Here is a 15,910-nt window from a genome sequence, read left to right on the forward strand (position 1 = left end):
CGCGGGGCCGGTTCGCGGGGCGTTGGCGGGGCGCGGGGCCGGTTCGCGGGGCGTTGGCGGGGCGTGGGCCGGTCCGCGGGGTGCAGGGCGTGGCGCCGGCCCGCACGCCGCTGTTTCCGTCGGCGCGCCAGGTCGGTCACCGGCGCGTGATGCTCCGCACGCTCGCCAGGGTGAGGAATCCGAGGCCGAGGAGGGCGCCCGCCGCGCCGATCAGTTCTGCGGTCGCGTGCACGGAACCTCCACGGGGCGGCAACAACGGTGAACGAACGGGGCTAAGTCATATAGGCATGGAAGCCCACCGACCTGCGGAATCCGCAGCCGACGCACCCGCGGATTTCACCCGTAGGGCAGAGGCCGTGCGGATGTGGGGTGGCGGGTGGGCGATACCCCGTTCGAAGGCTTACGATCCCCTGTTGTGTCCAAACTGACCGACGTGCCCAAGCGGATTCTGATCGGGCGCGCACTGCGCAGTGACCGGCTGGGGGAAACGCTCCTGCCGAAGCGCGTCGCGCTGCCCGTCTTCGCGTCCGACCCGCTGTCCTCCGTGGCCTACGCCCCCGGCGAGGTACTGCTGGTCCTGTCCATCGCGGGCTTGTCGGCCTACCACTTCAGCCCGTGGATCGCGGTGGCGGTCGTGGTGCTGATGTTCACCGTCGTCACCTCCTACCGGCAGAACGTGCACGCCTACCCGAGCGGCGGCGGGGACTACGAGGTGGCCAACACCAACCTCGGCCCCAAGGCCGGTCTGACCGTCGCCAGCGCCCTGCTCGTCGACTACGTCCTGACGGTCGCCGTGTCGATCTCCTCCGGCATCGAGAACCTGGGCTCGGCGGTCCCGTTCGTCGTCGAGAACAAGGTCGCCTGCGCGATCGCCGTGATCGTCCTGCTGACGCTGATGAACCTGCGCGGCGTCAAGGAGTCGGGCTCCCTCTTCGCCATCCCGACGTACGTCTTCGTCGCCGGCGTGTTCACCATGATCACGTGGGGCGCGTTCCGCGGGCTCGTGCTGGGCGACGACATGCGGGCGCCGACCGCGGACTTCGAGATCAAGCCCGAGCACGAGGGCCTCGCCGGATTCGCCCTGGTCTTCCTGCTGCTGCGCGCGTTCTCCTCCGGCTGTGCGGCGCTCACCGGCGTCGAGGCGATCTCCAACGGCGTCCCGGCCTTCCGCAAGCCCAAGTCGAAGAACGCGGCGACCACGCTGGCGATGATGGGCCTGCTCGCCGTCACCATGTTCTGCGGCATCATCGGGCTGGCCATGGCCACCGACGTACGCATGGCCGAGAACCCGGCCAAGGACCTCGTCCACGACGGTGTCCCGCTCGGCCCGGACTACGTGCAGGACCCGGTGATCTCCCAGGTCGCCGAGGCCGTCTTCGGCGACGGCAGCATCCTGTTCATCCTGCTCGCGGCCGCCACCGCGCTGGTACTCTTCCTCGCCGCCAACACCGCCTACAACGGCTTCCCACTGCTCGGCTCGATCCTCGCCCAGGACCGCTACCTCCCGCGCCAGTTGCACACCCGCGGCGACCGCCTCGCCTTCTCCAACGGCATCGTGCTGCTCGCCGGAGCCGCCGGGCTGCTGGTGTGGGTCTACGGGGCCGACTCCACGCGGCTGATTCAGCTCTACATCGTCGGCGTGTTCGTGTCCTTCACCCTCAGCCAGACCGGCATGGTCCGGCACTGGAACCGGCTGCTGTCCACCGAGGACGACCCGGCCAAGCGCCGCCACATGATCCGCTCCCGGGCCATCAACGCCTTCGGAGCCTTCTTCACCGGCCTGGTCCTGGTCGTGGTCCTGGTCACCAAGTTCACCCACGGCGCCTGGGTGGCGCTGCTCGGCATGTGCATCTTCTACGCGACGATGACGGCGATCCGCAGGCACTACGACCGGGTCGCCGAGGAGATCGCGGCGCCCGAGGGCCCGAGCGACGACAGCGTCCGCCCCTCCCGCGTCCACTCGGTCGTCCTGATCTCCAAGATCCACCGCCCCACCCTGCGCGCCCTGGCCTACGCCAAGCTGATGCGCTCGGACACCCTCGAGGCGCTCAGCGTCAACGTCGATCCGGCGGAGACCAAGGCACTGCGCGAGGAGTGGGAGCGGCGCGGCATCGACGTACCCCTGAAGGTGCTGGACTCGCCCTACCGCGAGATCACCCGGCCGGTCATCGAGTACGTCAAGAGCCTACGCAAGGAGTCGCCGCGTGACGCCGTGTCGGTGATCATCCCCGAGTATGTGGTCGGCCACTGGTACGAGCACCTGCTGCACAACCAGAGCGCGCTGCGGCTCAAGGGCCGGCTGCTGTTCACGCCGGGCATCATGGTGACCTCGGTGCCGTACCAGCTCCAGTCCTCCGAGGTGGCCAAGCGGCGCGCCCGCAAGCGGCAGGAGTGGAACGCTCCCGGCTCGGTGCGGCGCGGTCCGGCGGAGCGGGCGAAGGAGAACTCCACACCCACGTAGACTGGTGGGCTGTTGTCACGGGCCGTCCCCGGCCCGCCCGCTCTCGATGTTGTGGAGTCACCCCGCCATGCAGGCAGAACCTAGGAAATCGCTGGTGGGGGAGGAGTACGAGGTCGAAATCGGCCCCGTCGCCCACGGCGGCCACTGCATCGCCCGGACCTCCGCCGGCCAGGTGCTCTTCGTCCGGCACACGCTGCCCGGCGAACGCGTCGTCGCGCGGGTGACCGAGGGCGAGGAGGGGGCCCGGTTCCTGCGCGCGGACGCGGTGAAGGTGCTGGAGGCGTCCAAGGACCGGATCGAGGCGCCCTGCCCGTTCGCCGGCCCCGGCCGCTGCGGCGGCTGCGACTGGCAGCACGCCAAGCCGGGGGCCCAGCGGCGCCTCAAGGGCGAGGTCGTCGCCGAGCAGCTCCAGCGGCTCGCCGGGCTCACCCCCGAGGAGGCCGGCTGGGACGGCACGGTGATGCCCGCGGAGGGCGACAAGGTGCCCGCGGGCCAGGTCCCGGCGTGGCGCACGCGCGTGCAGTACGCGGTGACCGCCGACGGCCGCGCGGGGCTGCGCCGGCACCGCTCGCACGAGGTGGAGCCCATCGACCACTGCATGATCGCCGCGGAGGGCGTCAGCGAGCTCGGCATCGAGAAGCGCGACTGGACGGGCATGGACTCGGTCGAGGCGATCGCCGCGACGGGCTCGCAGGACCGGCAGGTCGTCCTGACGCCCAAGCCGGGGGCCCGGCTGCCCCTGGTCGAGCTGGACCGGCCGGTGTCCGTGCTGCGCGTCGACGAACGCTCCGGCCAGGTGCACCGCGTCCACGGCCGACCCTTCGTCCGCGAGCGCGCGGACGGCCGCACGTACCGGGTGGGCAACGGCGGCTTCTGGCAGGTCCACCCCAAGGCGGCGGACACCCTGGTGACCGCGGTGATGCAGGGCCTGCTGCCGCGCAAGGGCGAGACGGCCCTCGACCTCTACTGCGGCGTCGGCCTGTTCGCCGGCGCCCTGGCCGACCGGGTCGGGGACCAGGGCGCGGTCCTGGGCATCGAGTCCGGAAAGCGCGCGGTCGAGGACGCCCGGCACAACCTCGCCGACTTCCCGCGCGTCCGCATCGAACAGGGCAAGGTCGAATCCGTCCTGCCGCGCACCGGCATCACGGAGGTCGACCTCGTCGTCCTGGACCCGCCGCGCGCGGGGGCCGGGCGGAGGACGGTGGAGCACCTGTCGACGCTGGGCGCGCGCCGGATCGCGTACGTGGCCTGCGACCCGGCGGCACTGGCCCGGGACCTGGGGTACTTCCGGGACGGGGGGTACCGGGTGCGGACGCTGCGGGTGTTCGATCTGTTTCCCATGACGCATCACGTGGAGTGCGTGGCGATCCTGGAGCCCAGCGCAAAGAGCGTCTGATCTGCGGGTTCCTCCGGATGTGCAGGTGCGGCACGGTGTGCTCGATCTTGGAAACGGCCGAGGCAGGAGGGGAGCCATGTCTCCGACCGCACGACGGTCCCGCAGGTCCGGGTCGTCGAAGACGGCCGCCTGGGTGCCGCCGAGGGACCTGACCGCCTCCACCACCTCCTCGTCCGTCCGTAGGGCCGGGCCCGCGGCACCGTCGGGGGACCGGCCGGACACGCAGAGGCGGGTGATGTGGGCGGCGCCGTCCGCCTGTTGGAGGCGCAGGAGCGTCTCGTACGCCACGGCCGCGCCCATGCTGTGGCCGAAGAACGCCGTGGGCAGCGGCGGTTGGGTCAGCAGCTCGTCGGCGACGGCCGACGCCAGCGCGTCCATCGTCGGGATCAGAGCTTTTCGGAACCGGTTCTCGCGGCCCGGGTACTGGACGGCCAGCAGCTCCAGCGAGGGGTCCGCGTACCGGGACCACGGCCGGAAGAAGCTCGCCGCGCCTCCCGCAGTGCGAGCTTGCGCAGCCGGTTCTCGTCCGGGCCGCTGCCCACGATCACCAGCACCGCTTCCGGCACGGTCCGCCGTATGGCGGGCAGCGCCCGGATCAGCTGGTCCTGGCCCTTGCGCCGGACCAGCCGCGAGACGCACAGGACGACCTTGCGGCCCACGAGGCCGTGCCGCTTGCGGATCTGCCGGGCCCGGCCGGGCCCGGCAGGAACGCCGCCGTGTCCACTCCCGGAACCAGCCGTACCAGTTCGGCCCGCGGCCCCAGCGCCGGCGCGATACGGCGCCGGGTGTACTCGCCGAGGTACGTGACGGCGTCCACGTGGTCGCCGATGCGCCGCAACACCTGCCTGGGGCCCGGTGTGCGGGCCCACCAGATCTCGTGACCGTGCGTCGTGGCGACCATCCGCCGTATCCCTCCGCGCCGCAGCGTCGGCGCCATCGCCGCGAGCGGAGCGGCAGCTCCGAACCAGACCCGGTCGCAGCCGCACCGCCGGGCGATGTCCAGAGCCTGGTGGGTCACCCTGGGGTGGGCAGCAACATGCTGCTGGGGTCCCGGATCACCGGGAAGGGAAGCGTGGCGTCGTACGCGGTGGCACCCGGCTCACTGGAGGTGTACACGACCACGTCATGGCCGGGGACGCGTGTCGCCATGGCGTGGACGAACGTTTCGATGCCCCCTTGGCGGGGCGGGAAGTCGTTGGTGACGACGAGGGTGGTGCCCATGGTTGGTCGCTGCCTTCGAGAACGGAGTGGTCAGGCGGTCAAGAGGTAGGTGCGACAGTCGTCGGCGATGCGGCCGACGGGGACCCGGCGGCCGAGCCGCCGGCGGTGGGCCTGGCGGCCCGAGTCCCGCAGGTGCCCGAGGGCGACCTCGTGGGGTGCTGATCGAGGGTGCCGACCGGGGCCACCACGGTGTGGGAGGCGCGGAACTCGGCATGGGGGCCGGGCCCGTCCGCGCCCGCGGTCGGACAGGCCCGCCCGTGCACGGGCAGACCGCGCCGCACCGGCAGGCTGAGCCTGCCGCGCCCGCACCACCCACCCGGGGCGGTGCGGTGCACGGACACGTTGCGGGCCCCGAGGAGCCACGTGATGACGCGCAGCCACCGGTAGGGACCGGGCAGCGGCTCGGCGCCGTGCACGTGTCCGGACGGCCCGGTCAGGGTGGCCGGCATCCAGGTGTACGGCCCGTACTCGGCGCCCGCGTCCACGCCACCGACCCCGCCGGCACGAACGGCCGCAGAGCAGCTGCCTCGTCCTCCACGAACGGGAAGCGAGGGGCGCTTCAGCGCAGGGCCACCGCCACCGCCGCGGTACGACGGGCCTCACCGGGCACCCCACACGACCGGAACCGGGACCGGGCGCCGCCGTACGACGAGGTCGTGTGCCGGCTCCTTCCGGCCGGCGCCGCCCACGAGCCTGGAGATCACGACCAGGGCGACCGGCAGGGCGAGGTAGCCGAAGCACCCGGCTGGCGCCAGAAGGAACGCCACGCACAGGCCGACGGCAAGCCGGTCGGCGGCCGACACGAGATCGTGCGGCGGCCGTATCAGGAGGGACGCGGCGACGGCCAGCCCACCGGCCAGCAGCAGCGCGATCGCCGCGTACCAACCGGCCGGCCCGAGGTCGGCGAGCAGTCTGCCCGGCAGCGGACTGGCCGCCGGGGTCTTCCACGGGCCGCGCCCGGTCGGGAACGCGAACACCTGCTGCACCAGGGGACCGGGGACAACAGTGCGCTCGGCAGGGCGAGCAGGACCGTGCCCCCCACCGCCACGGCCGCCCCGCGCACAGCTTCCCGGAGCCCGCCCTGACGGGCTAGCAGCGCCACGGCGACCGCGACGGCGGGCCAGGCCGTCCACTTGAGGGAGCAGGCAGCGACCAGTGCCAGCCCGGCGGCCGCCGGCCGCCGTCGCGCCGCATACGCCAGCGCAAGAATCAGCAGTCCGGTCAGCGGCAGGTCCACTCCGCTGGCGCAGAGCGGGAGCGCCACGACCGGCGAGGCGACGAATGCGCCGACGGTGTATCCGTCGATCGTGTTTCCGGCGGCGACCGAAGGGCCGCCGGCCCGGTGCCGCGCCGCCGTCGGGCCGCCCACAGGCAGCCGAGGAACGCCGTCGCACACCACAGGCGGGCGTCACCCAGCAATCTGGGGAGTGGGCCGCCGTCGCCCAGAAGCGCACGCGGGACACCGAACACCGCCATGCCCGGGAGATAGGGGGTGACCTCGACCACCGTGCGGGGTTCCGCCAGGTAGGGAGTGAACTGACGCAGAGTCAGCAGTCCGGAGCGCTCGACCACACCGACCTCGCTCTGTGCCGCGCCGGTCAGCACCAGCAGCGCGAAGGGCACGACGACGGCGCCGGTGACGGCGAACCAGACCGAAACGGCGCGACCGCACCGGTGCGACGACCGCGCGGCGACCGCCGCGCAGAGGTAGCCCAGGCCGGCACTCATGCCCCACAAACGGTGCGGCTCGGGTGCCGCGATCAGCGGGAAGACGGTGGCCCACACGGCGGCCACAAGCCAGCCGCCGCACCACAATGTCCGTTTGTCCGAGAGAAGTTGAGCCCGATGAGTCAGCACTCGTCCATTGCATCGGGAGCGTCCCGCCGGATCACGACAGCCAGGTCGAGTCCTGGAGGTCGGGTTTTCCCGACCATCCCGCGCTACGCCGCTCCGGCGCGGGCCCCGTCGGCACTCGATGTCCGCACACGCATGGAGCGAGTCGTCTCACGTCTGCTGTCGTGCGAGCTCGGTGGCGATCTCGTCGGCCGTCGGCCAGTCGATCTTGCCGACGATACGACCGCGGACGAGAAGGACGGCCCGGTCGGCGTATGCCGCCACCGCCGGATCCCGGGTGACCATGACGACGGTGTGTCCTGCCCGCTCCACCAGAGCGCGCAGGACATCCATGATCCGGTGCCCGCCGGTGTGGCCGAGTGAGTCCGTCGGTTCGTCGACGAACAGGATCCCGGGGCCGGTCGGCAGAGTTCCGGCGATCGCGAGACGCTTCCGCTGCTCGTCGGAGAGGTCGGCGGGGTACTGCCCGGCCTGGTCCACGAGGCTCACCCGGTGCAGCGCTTCCAAGGCGTGATCCCCGGAGCCCTGCCGCCCGTCGTCGCATGATTCGCCCGGGCCACGTTCTCGTACGCCGTGAGCGCCGGGAGCAACGCGGGCTCACGTGGTACGAGAAGCCCTTGAAGCCCCGCGAGCTCCTGCTCGTCCATGGACCCCAGCTCCCGGGAGCCCCTGAAGACCCGTCCCCGGCTCGGCCGTTGCCAGCCCAGGGCGCACCGCAGGAGGGTGCTCTTGCCCGCGCCCGGGGGGCCTACGACCGCGGTCAGGGATCGCTCCGGAAAGCCGACACTGGCCTCGACGAGTGCGGGCCGGACAGCGGCGGAGCCGTGGTCGACGGAGACCCTGACCAACTGGACAACGGGCAGACGAATATCGGTCATCCGGGGCATGTCGGTCAGTCCAAGGGAAGTCGGCAGCTGGTGATCTCAGTGCAACAGGACGGCCCGATCGAGGCAGTGGACCTGACCGGAGAGTCCGAGGGCGGGTTTCCCCCACCACCGCCCGAACCGGCACCGGTGGCCCGCGCTCCGGCTCGGGGCAGGACGGCTTGTCTCAAAGTCCTCGGCAGGAGATCGACGGGTTCTAGGCTCAGTCGCGCCCCGCGGACCCGAAGGAGCGAGAACAGCAGTGACGGACGAGCAAGTTGTCATCGTGACCGGTGGAGGTACGGGCATCGGGGAGGCCACCGCCAGGCTGCTGCGCGAAGGGGGACACCAGGTGGTCGTCTCCGGTCGGCGCAGCGAGCCGCTGCGCCGTCTCCAGCAGGAGATCGGGGTGCTCGCGCACCCGTCCGACGTGCGGGACCCCGAGGCCGCCGACGGTCTCGTCGCGGCAGCCCTGGCCGCGTACGGACGGCTCGACGGACTGGTGCTCAACGCGGGCATCGGACGCGGGGGATCCGTGGGCGACCTGTCGCTGGAGGACTGGGACGACGTGATGCGCACCAATGTCACCGGCCCGCTGCTGCTCCTGCGCGCGGCGATCCCGCACCTGCTGGAGGCGAGCGGCGCGGTGGTCGCTGTCGCTTCGGTGTCCGCCTTGCGCAACGGCACGAGCAACGCCCCGTACGCCACGTCCAAGGCGGCCCTGCTCCAGCTGTGCCGTTCCGTCGCCGTCGACTACGGGCGTCGGGGGGTGCGGGCGAACGTCGTGTGTCCGGGCTGGGTGAGGAGCGAGATGGCCGACCGCCGCATGGCCCGCTTCGCCGCGGAAGCGGACCTGCGCGGAGACGGCGTGGAGACGGCCTACGAGGAGGTGACCGGACTCCTTCCCCTGGGTCGGCCCGGTGAGCCCCGTGAGATCGCGGAGGCCGTTGCCTGGTTGCTGTCCCCCGCAGCGTCGTACGTGAACGGCTCCGTGCTCACCGTCGACGGCGGGGCAACGGCCGTGGATCCCGGAACGCTCGGGTTCGACTTCCATGTCGCGCCGCGCCGCGCCGCGGTGGCAGATCCTCCCCGGTGAGCGCGGCTGGTCCCGCGACTCCCGGGCCCTCGCTCGTCGCCGACGGAGGGCCGGGTCAGGAACGCCGGGGCGAAGCGGGTTCGCCGTGGCGCGGCAGTGCGTCCGTCATCGACGGCCACAACCGGGCGACCGTCAGCAGAGCGGCCGGGTTTCCGTCCACCACGCCGGGGAGAGGGCGGGCGACGGACGGCGGTGCACCACCGAGTTTGGCGCGCCGGGCCTGTCCCAGTGCTCCCGCGAGAGCCGCTGCGGCAAGGCGATCGTCTCGCACCCCTGCCCGCTGGGCGTGGCGGCGAGCTTCCTCGTAGGCGTCCGGTCGAACGTACTGCTGCAGGACCAGGAGCGCGTCATAGGTCTCGATGGTCTGTCGGTGCGCCTGCAGCGTCAGGGGCGAACGCGGTCGCAGCACCTCCTGGATCCTGTTGAGCTGTGGTCCGGCGAGCGAGACGTGGGGCACTGCCATGACGAGATCGCGCCAAAGCGGCCACAGACGCCAGGTGACCCGCACTGCGGCCCACGTCCGGGCCAGGGCCGTCGCTGCCGGAACCAGCAGTGAGGCCGCACGCAGGAAACCGTGAAAGCCGATGATCAGCGACAGGTAGGGAAGCATGGCGGGGACGCCGCTGTGGAGGTGCCAGAGGTAGCCGCTCCAGAAGGCGACCGCGAAGACGCTTCCCGCCGCGAACAGCCGCAGCGACCAGACGAGATCGCGGTCCGCCGTACGCAGGCTGGCAGACCACGATGGCGACTGCGTCACCGATCAGATGGGTTACGACGAGGATCAGCCAGTAGGCGAAGGCCGGATCGGCGGGCCCCTGAACGGACGGACCCGCCTCGCCGGGGTGAGCCACCCGCACCAGGTCCAGGACAAGCATCGAGCCCATGGCCGTGCACAGCCCCGCCACCACGGAGAGATGCAGGCGAGGGGCGCGGGTGGAGTCGATCGAAGACTGCGGGGTCGGGCTCGGCACCTCACGCGGACATGCGTCGCTTCAGCTCGGTGGCAGTGGCTCCCTTCTGGGGACGCATACGGAACTACCTGGAATCGGAGCGTGAGACGCGCGGCCGTGCGGTCCTCTCCGGGGGTGTGGAAGGTGTCCTCAACGAGCTGCATCCGCACATCAGTTGGCACGCCCCGCTGCTCCGCGTGGACAACGAGCAGCAAGGGCAGCAGGTCGAGCCGCTCGGGCAGGGCCTGGTCATCGCCCCGTCGCTGTTCGCGCCCGGGCCCGTGGTCCTCGACGCGGACACGGGGGGACACGATGCTCCCGTCCTCGTCTACAACGTCACGCCCACCACCGATTCCGCGGCCGGACTCTGGCAGCAGCAGGGAGGGGACCGGGCCGCTGCTCTGAGCGACCTCCTCGGGCACACCCGCGCGAACGTTCTGGAATCCTTACGATCGCCCGTGTCCATCAGCGACATCGCACGCCGTCTCGACCTCTCGCACCCCTCCGTCAGCAGACATCTGGGCGTCCTGCGTCGGTCCGGGCTGGTCGCGGCCGAGCGCCGGAACAACCTGACCGTGCATCGCCTGACGCACCTCGGTGAGGCAGTTCTCGGCCGACGGGACTGAACTCGCCCCCGAAGCCGGCAGCGTCGGTGCGTCCCGTCCGCGGATGAGCCGACGGCTGGACCCGCGGACGGGACGCACCTCACTGGCGGGATGTGTCGCGGGCGACGCGGTGATGCCGTCAGTTTCGTACTCGGGGCGTCACACCGGCTCGGCCCGCCGGCCGCCCTCCGGTATGACCAGGGGGGTGCCGGCGACCGGGCAGTCGATGACCGCGGCGCGCAGCCCGAAGACCTCCTGCACCAGGTCCGGAGTGACGATGTCCGAGGCGGCGCCGGCGGCGACGACCCGGCCGTCGCGCATGGCGATGAGGTGGTCGGCGTAGCGGCAGGCGAGGTTCACCTCGTGGAGGACCATCACCACCGTGCGCCCGTCGGTGCGGTTGAGTTCGGCGACCAGTTCGAGCACATCGACCTGGTGGGCCAGGTCCAGGTAGGTCGTCGGCTCGTCGAGCAGGAGGACCGGGGTGTCCTGGGCGAGGGCCATGGCGATCCAGACGCGCTGGCGCTGGCCGCCGGAGAGTTCGTCGATGGACCGGGTCGCCAGGTCCGTGGCTCCGGTGGCCGCCAGGGCGGCGTCCACGGCGGCCTCGTCGGAGGAGGACCACTGGCGCCACCAGCGCTGGTGGGGGGTGCGGCCGCGGGCCACCAGATCGCGGACGGTGATGCCCTCGGGGGCGCTGGGCGTCTGCGGAAGCAGGGCGAGACGCAGCGCGAAGTCACGGGCGGACATGCCGGCGATGTCCTCGCCGTTCAGACGGACGGTGCCGCCGGCGGGCTTCAGGAGCCGGGCGAGGGCGCGCAGCGCGGTGGACTTGCCGCAGGCGTTGGGGCCGACGAGCGCGGTGATCTTCCCCGCCGGGATGGTCAGGTCGAGGCCGTCCGCGACGACGCGGTCGCCGTACCCGAGGCGCAGGCCGGCGCCGTTCAGGGCGGCAACGGCTTCGGTGAGCTGTGTTGTCATGTCAGCCTCCCTTTCCGGCCCGGTTGGTCCGGGCGAGGAGCAGCAGCAGATAGGGGGCGCCGACGGCGCCGGTGAGCACGCCGACGGGCAGTTCCGTCGGGGCCAGGACGGTCCGGGCGGCGAGATCGGCGAAGATGACCAGGACGGCACCGGTGAGCGCGCTGCACACCATCGGGATGCCGGGGGTGCCCGCGAGCCGACGGGCGATCTGCGGTGCGCCGAGGGCGATGAAGGCGATCGGGCCTGCTGCCGAGGTGGCCAGGGCGGTCAGGCAGGTGGCGAGGACGAGCAACGCGATGCGGGCGTGACGGAGCGGCACGCCCAGGCTGCGTGCGGTGTCGTCGTCGTACTGGAGCAGCTGGTACGGGCGGGCCAGCGCGACGGTCAGCGGCAGCAGGAGCGCGAGGGCGAGCCCCGCCCACTGGACGTGCTCGTAGCCGCGTCCGTTGAGGCTGCCGGTGAGCCACACCATCGCCCGGGAGGCCTGGTCGATGTCGGCGCGGGCGAGCATCCAGCGGGTGAGGGCGACGAGGGCACCGTTCGCGGCGATGCCGACGAGGACGAAGCGGTAGCCGGTGATCGTGCCGTCCCGGAAGGCCAGCAGGTAGATGACGGCCGAGGTGATCAGCGCGCCGGCCAGGGCGCCGAAGGGCACGGCCCCGAACGTCCCGGCACCGGCGGCTGCGACGCCGCCGATCAGGATGGCGCCGACCGCGCCGACGCCGGCACCGGCCGAGATGCCGATGAGGTCGGGGCTGGCCAGCGGGTTGCGGGTGACGGCCTGGTAGACCGCGCCGGCCAGGCCGAACGCGGCGCCGACCAGGAGGGCCGTGAGGGCGCGGGGCAATCGGAGTTGATGGATGATCAGGTCGGCGGCGCCGTCGCCGACGCCGAGCACGCCACCCAGGACCTCGCCGACGGGAATGGCGTACGTGCCGAGCGACACCGAGGCGACGAGGCCCGCGAAGCCCACCAGGATCAGCACGACGAGAGTGAGTGCCACCCGGAGACGCACGGCCGCTCCGAAGGGGCCGGTCTCCATGCGCAGCGTGGTCATGCGCGGGGTGCTCATCGGGTGTGCTCCTTGAGCTTGCCGCGCTTCACCATCGCGGCGAGGAACGGAGCCCCGAGCATCGCGGTGACCACTCCCGCCTCCAGCTCTCCGGGGCGCGCGACCATGCGCCCGACGACGTCGGCGGTGAGCATCAGCGTGGCGCCGCCGAGCGCCGAACAGGGCACCAGCCAGCGGGCGTCGGGCCCGGTGAACGCCCGCACGACGTGGGGGACGACGAGACCCACGAAGGTGACGGGGCCGGCTGCGGCGACGGCGGCCCCGGTGAGCAGGATGACGGCGAGGGCGCCGAGCGCGCGGGTGGTCCGCACGCGGGTGCCGAGGGTGGTCGCGAGGTCGTCGCCGAGGGCGAGGGCGTTGAGCCGCCCGCCGAGCCCGATCGCGAGCAGCAGGCCGACGACAATGAACGGCAGCAGTTCCAGGCCGAGTTGTGCGTCCCGTCCGGCGAGCGAGCCGACGGCCCAGAAGCGGAACTGGTCCAGGGTGCGGACGTCGAGCAGGACCAGCGTGTTGGTACCGGCGTCGAGCAGCACGGTCACCGCCGCGCCGGCCAGTGCGAGCTTGGCCGGCGTGGCGCCGCCATAGCCGGTGCCGCCGACGGCGTAGGCGATCAGGCCCGCGAGCGCCCCGCCGAGGAAGGCGAACCATATGTACTCGTACGAACTGGTCAGTCCGAAGGCCCCGATGCCGGCCGCGACGGCGAACGCGCCACCGGCGCTGATGCCGATGAGGCCGGGATCACCCAGCGGATTGCGGGTGATGTCCTGGGCGACGGCCCCGGCGGCACCGAGTGCCAGTCCGACGAGGAGGCCCAGGAAGGTACGGGGCATGCGCAGTTCGCGGATGACGATCGCGTCGCCGTCCGTGCCGCCGCCGAGCGCGTGCAGGACGTCGGAGAGCGGGACGGACTTGGTGCCGATGGCGAGCGAGGCGCAGGCCGCGGCGGCGAGCGCGGCCACGAGGAGGCCCGCGAACACGGCGCGCGGGGCAACTCGGGTGGGTCGGGGAGGTGGTGGGGTGGGCAGGGGCACGGCGGCCGCCCCGTCGGCGACGGACTTCACAGACACCTGCACAAGGTAAGGCATGCCTAACGGTTCTGTGTACGACCTTCTCATCCGTGTGGATCCGGCCACGCGGAGCCGCTATCCTCACAACGCCGTCGTAGGTAAGCCTTACCTAAGTCAGTCTGTGTAGGGGAGATCCATGAACATCCTCATCCAGCGCCGCAGGCCCGGCCGGTTCGCCGCCGCCCTGCTCACCGCAGCCCTGGCCTTCTCGGTGGCCGCCTGCGGAGGCGGAAGCGGCGACGACGAGTCCACCGCGGACAAGCCGGCCGCCGCCTCCGACGCCGGCTTCCCTCGCACCGTCACCCACGACAAGGGCAAGACCGAGGTCAAGACGAAGCCCAAGCGCGTCGTGGCGCTGGACAACAGCCTGGTCGAGGCAGTCGTGGCGCTGGACGCCCCGCTCGTGGGCGGCATCGGCTCGTACCGTGACCAGAAGGGCTTCCCTCCGTACCTCGGTGACGCGGTGAAGGACACCAAGGACGTCGGCCCGCTCGACAGTCCGAACCTGGAGGCGATCGCCGCGCTGAAGCCGGACCTCATCGTGTCGGCGACGGTGCGTCACGAGGACCTCTACGACCAGCTGAGCAAGATCGCGCCCACGGTCTTCGTGGAGACCACCGGCCCGATCTGGAAGGAGAACATCACCTTCCTGGGCAAGGCGTTGGGCGAGGAGAAGAAGGCAGCGGACAAGCTCGGGGCGTACCAGACGCGTGCCAAGAAGATCGGTGACGCGATCAAGGCGAAGAACCCCGAGCAGACCTACTCGCTGGTCCGCTTCCTCGACGGACCGACGCGCATCTACCTGCCGAAGACCTTCAGCGGCATCATCCTGACCGACATGGGACTCGCGCGTCCGGCGAACCAGCAGGACCCGGAGGAGTTCAACATCGAGATCAGCGAGGAGCAGATCGGCCAGGCCGACGCGGACCACATCTTCGTCACCACCTTCTCGGGCGGTGAGGAGCGCAGGGCGAAGTTCCTCGCCAACCCGCTGTGGAAGCGCCTGAACGCGGTGCAGAAGGGCAACGTCCACGAGGTCGAGGACGCCGCCTGGATGACCTCCGTCTCGCTCCAGGGCGCCGACCTGGTGCTCGACGACATGGCGAAGATCTTCGAGGTCGACCCGGCCAAGTAGGCAGGGGCCGTTCCGGGCGGGCCGGTGCCGGCGGTGTACGAGACCGTACGACCGCGGGACCTGCCCGTCGTCCTGCTTCCACCGTGTCCGTGTGCCCTGTGCCTCGGTGCGGCGCTCAGCCCGCGTGCTCGAGCCGGCGCAGCCGCTCGGCGTCGCCGGTCCTCGGGCAGGTCAGGCACGCTCGGTCCGGGTCGATCGTGTAGTACAGGCAACAGCCGAGGCGCGTGCGGGTCGGGTACTGGCGGCCGCCGCGCCCCGTGAGGCGCCGGAAGTCGGCCCCTCCCGGAAAGGGTGCGATCGCCGTCGGAAGCAACTCGGTCACCGCCCGCACCGCGTGCTCCTCCTGGTCGAGTATCCGGCCGAGGTACCAGACGCCGGAGAGCAGGTCGTCGGCGACCATGCCCCACAGGGCGCGTGGCCCGCGCCGGATCGACGGGCCGATCGCGGCCAGCAGCGGGCGCACGTGGTCGACGACCGCGGCCCGCAACTCGGCGCGCAGCTCTTCCTCGTGGCCTACGATCCGGGCGCCGGCCGTTCCTGACGCCGGGTCGTCCGGCAGACAGGCGAAGTCCTGCCCGGGGACGAGACCGATCGCGCCCGTGGTCAGGTCCACCCGGATGTCGTGCGGTGAGATGCGCGGCACGCGACGGTCCAGGTACCAGGCCCCGCTCATCAGCAGACTGACGGACCACAGGTATGCGTGCAGCGCCCGGGAGGCGGCGACGTCCCTGCGCGGGGCGTCGCCCCGGCGTGTGCCGGCACGGGCCGCGGAGGCGTCGAGAAAGGAATCCAGTACGCCGGGGGTGCCGGCCAGTTCCGCTCCGTCGGGCAAGGGCGCGGCGGTATCGTCCACCGCCCCCGGCTCGACGATCCAGGCGTCGAGCGCGTCGCAGGCGGCGATGACGCGCCGGTAGGTGCCGGTGAGCGCGGAGGCCTCACCGAAAGCCTCGCGCTCGGCCGTGCCCGCCGTCGCGGTCAACGTCCCCGGACCCGTCGTCATCGAAGCTCCTTCAGGCGAGTGAGTAAGGCCAGGCTTACCTTATCTCTAGTCGGCCTGCGGGCGGGGCGACACGCTCAGCCATCCTTTGCGGAAAGGTAGTTGGAGTTTCGGCCCGGTTGCTGCCTTAGGGTTGCCTAACCTAAACTGCGGGTCGCAGCACCGCGAGAGCGCCCCGTGCCCCGCACCATGCGTCCCCCTCCCCGGAAGGC

General features: G+C 71.9%; 14 protein-coding genes and 3 pseudogenes. 5 read left to right on the top strand and 12 right to left on the bottom strand.

Features of this window, described 5'->3' with window-relative positions:
- Positions 1 to 415 precede the first annotated feature (415 nt).
- Positions 416 to 2,461, top strand: a complete 2,046-nt coding sequence (locus ACFYOV_RS08290) for an APC family permease (RefSeq protein ID WP_389084408.1) — start codon at positions 416 to 418, stop codon at positions 2,459 to 2,461.
- A gap of 67 nt (positions 2,462 to 2,528) precedes the next feature.
- On the top strand, positions 2,529 to 3,857 hold the full coding sequence (locus ACFYOV_RS08295; RefSeq protein ID WP_389084410.1) for a class I SAM-dependent RNA methyltransferase: 1,329 nt from the start codon (positions 2,529 to 2,531) through the stop codon (positions 3,855 to 3,857).
- Between the two features lie 162 nt (positions 3,858 to 4,019).
- Here ACFYOV_RS08295 and ACFYOV_RS08300 read toward each other — a convergent pair.
- The 7 genes and pseudogenes from ACFYOV_RS08300 to ACFYOV_RS08330 all read right to left on the bottom strand — a co-directional run.
- Positions 4,020 to 4,301: pseudogene (locus ACFYOV_RS08300) on the bottom strand (thioesterase II family protein); the annotation flags it as partial.
- Between the two features lie 50 nt (positions 4,302 to 4,351).
- Positions 4,352 to 5,078: pseudogene (locus tag ACFYOV_RS08305) on the bottom strand (glycosyltransferase family 4 protein); the annotation flags it as partial.
- A 38-nt stretch (positions 5,079 to 5,116) separates the two neighbouring features.
- The gene (locus ACFYOV_RS08310; RefSeq protein WP_389084412.1) at positions 5,117 to 5,563 is read right to left on the bottom strand and encodes a hypothetical protein; all 447 of its coding nucleotides are present in this window, start codon (positions 5,561 to 5,563) and stop codon (positions 5,117 to 5,119) included.
- Between the two features lie 114 nt (positions 5,564 to 5,677).
- Entirely contained in the window at positions 5,678 to 6,064 is a 387-nt protein-coding gene (locus ACFYOV_RS08315; protein ID WP_389084415.1) for a hypothetical protein, read from the bottom strand.
- Positions 6,065 to 6,299: 235 nt separating this feature from the next.
- Positions 6,300 to 6,872: a hypothetical protein gene (locus tag ACFYOV_RS08320; protein WP_389084417.1), complete on the bottom strand. Its 573-nt coding sequence runs from the start codon at positions 6,870 to 6,872 to the stop codon at positions 6,300 to 6,302.
- Between the two features lie 210 nt (positions 6,873 to 7,082).
- A pseudogene (locus ACFYOV_RS08325) lies at positions 7,083 to 7,442 on the bottom strand (ABC transporter ATP-binding protein); the annotation flags it as partial.
- Entirely contained in the window at positions 7,418 to 7,819 is a 402-nt protein-coding gene (locus ACFYOV_RS08330) for an ATP-binding cassette domain-containing protein (RefSeq protein ID WP_389084420.1), read from the bottom strand. The gene ACFYOV_RS08330 and the pseudogene ACFYOV_RS08325, both read right to left, overlap by 25 nt.
- 238 nt (positions 7,820 to 8,057) lie before the next feature.
- On the opposite strand from ACFYOV_RS08330, the gene ACFYOV_RS08335 reads away from it, so the two are divergent.
- A complete protein-coding gene (locus ACFYOV_RS08335) occupies positions 8,058 to 8,891 on the top strand; it encodes an SDR family NAD(P)-dependent oxidoreductase (protein ID WP_389084422.1) in 834 nt (277 codons plus the stop codon).
- Between the two features lie 55 nt (positions 8,892 to 8,946).
- On the opposite strand, the gene ACFYOV_RS08340 is transcribed toward ACFYOV_RS08335, so the two are convergent.
- A complete protein-coding gene (locus ACFYOV_RS08340) occupies positions 8,947 to 9,648 on the bottom strand; it encodes a DUF6545 domain-containing protein (RefSeq protein ID WP_389084424.1) in 702 nt (233 codons plus the stop codon).
- Between the two features lie 243 nt (positions 9,649 to 9,891).
- Between ACFYOV_RS08340 and ACFYOV_RS08345 the strand changes: the two genes are divergently transcribed.
- Positions 9,892 to 10,467 (top strand): ArsR/SmtB family transcription factor, encoded by a 576-nt coding sequence (locus tag ACFYOV_RS08345; protein ID WP_389084427.1) that lies wholly within the window; start codon positions 9,892 to 9,894, stop codon positions 10,465 to 10,467.
- Between the two features lie 138 nt (positions 10,468 to 10,605).
- Here the strand turns inward: ACFYOV_RS08345 and ACFYOV_RS08350 are convergent, their stop codons facing one another.
- Genes ACFYOV_RS08350 through ACFYOV_RS08360 form a run of 3 tightly spaced genes read right to left on the bottom strand, consistent with a single transcriptional unit; the run spans position 10,606 to position 13,566 of the window.
- Positions 10,606 to 11,427, bottom strand: a complete 822-nt coding sequence (locus ACFYOV_RS08350; protein WP_389084430.1) for an ABC transporter ATP-binding protein — start codon at positions 11,425 to 11,427, stop codon at positions 10,606 to 10,608.
- A gap of 1 nt (position 11,428) precedes the next feature.
- Positions 11,429 to 12,499, bottom strand: coding sequence for a FecCD family ABC transporter permease (locus ACFYOV_RS08355; protein ID WP_389084432.1), 1,071 nt, complete (start codon positions 12,497 to 12,499; stop codon positions 11,429 to 11,431).
- Positions 12,496 to 13,566 (bottom strand): FecCD family ABC transporter permease, encoded by a 1,071-nt coding sequence (locus tag ACFYOV_RS08360; RefSeq protein ID WP_389084434.1) that lies wholly within the window; start codon positions 13,564 to 13,566, stop codon positions 12,496 to 12,498. Before ACFYOV_RS08360 ends, ACFYOV_RS08355 begins: the two co-directional genes overlap by 4 nt.
- 136 nt (positions 13,567 to 13,702) lie before the next feature.
- On the opposite strand from ACFYOV_RS08360, the gene ACFYOV_RS08365 reads away from it, so the two are divergent.
- Positions 13,703 to 14,701, top strand: a complete 999-nt coding sequence (locus ACFYOV_RS08365; protein ID WP_389084437.1) for an ABC transporter substrate-binding protein — start codon at positions 13,703 to 13,705, stop codon at positions 14,699 to 14,701.
- Between the two features lie 115 nt (positions 14,702 to 14,816).
- Here the strand turns inward: ACFYOV_RS08365 and ACFYOV_RS08370 are convergent, their stop codons facing one another.
- Entirely contained in the window at positions 14,817 to 15,701 is an 885-nt protein-coding gene (locus tag ACFYOV_RS08370) for an iron-sulfur protein (protein WP_389084439.1), read from the bottom strand.
- Positions 15,702 to 15,910: the final 209 nt, after the last annotated feature.

Source organism: Streptomyces sp. NPDC005931 (genome assembly GCF_042871235.1).
Taxonomy (GTDB): Bacteria; Actinomycetota; Actinomycetes; order Streptomycetales; family Streptomycetaceae; genus Streptomyces.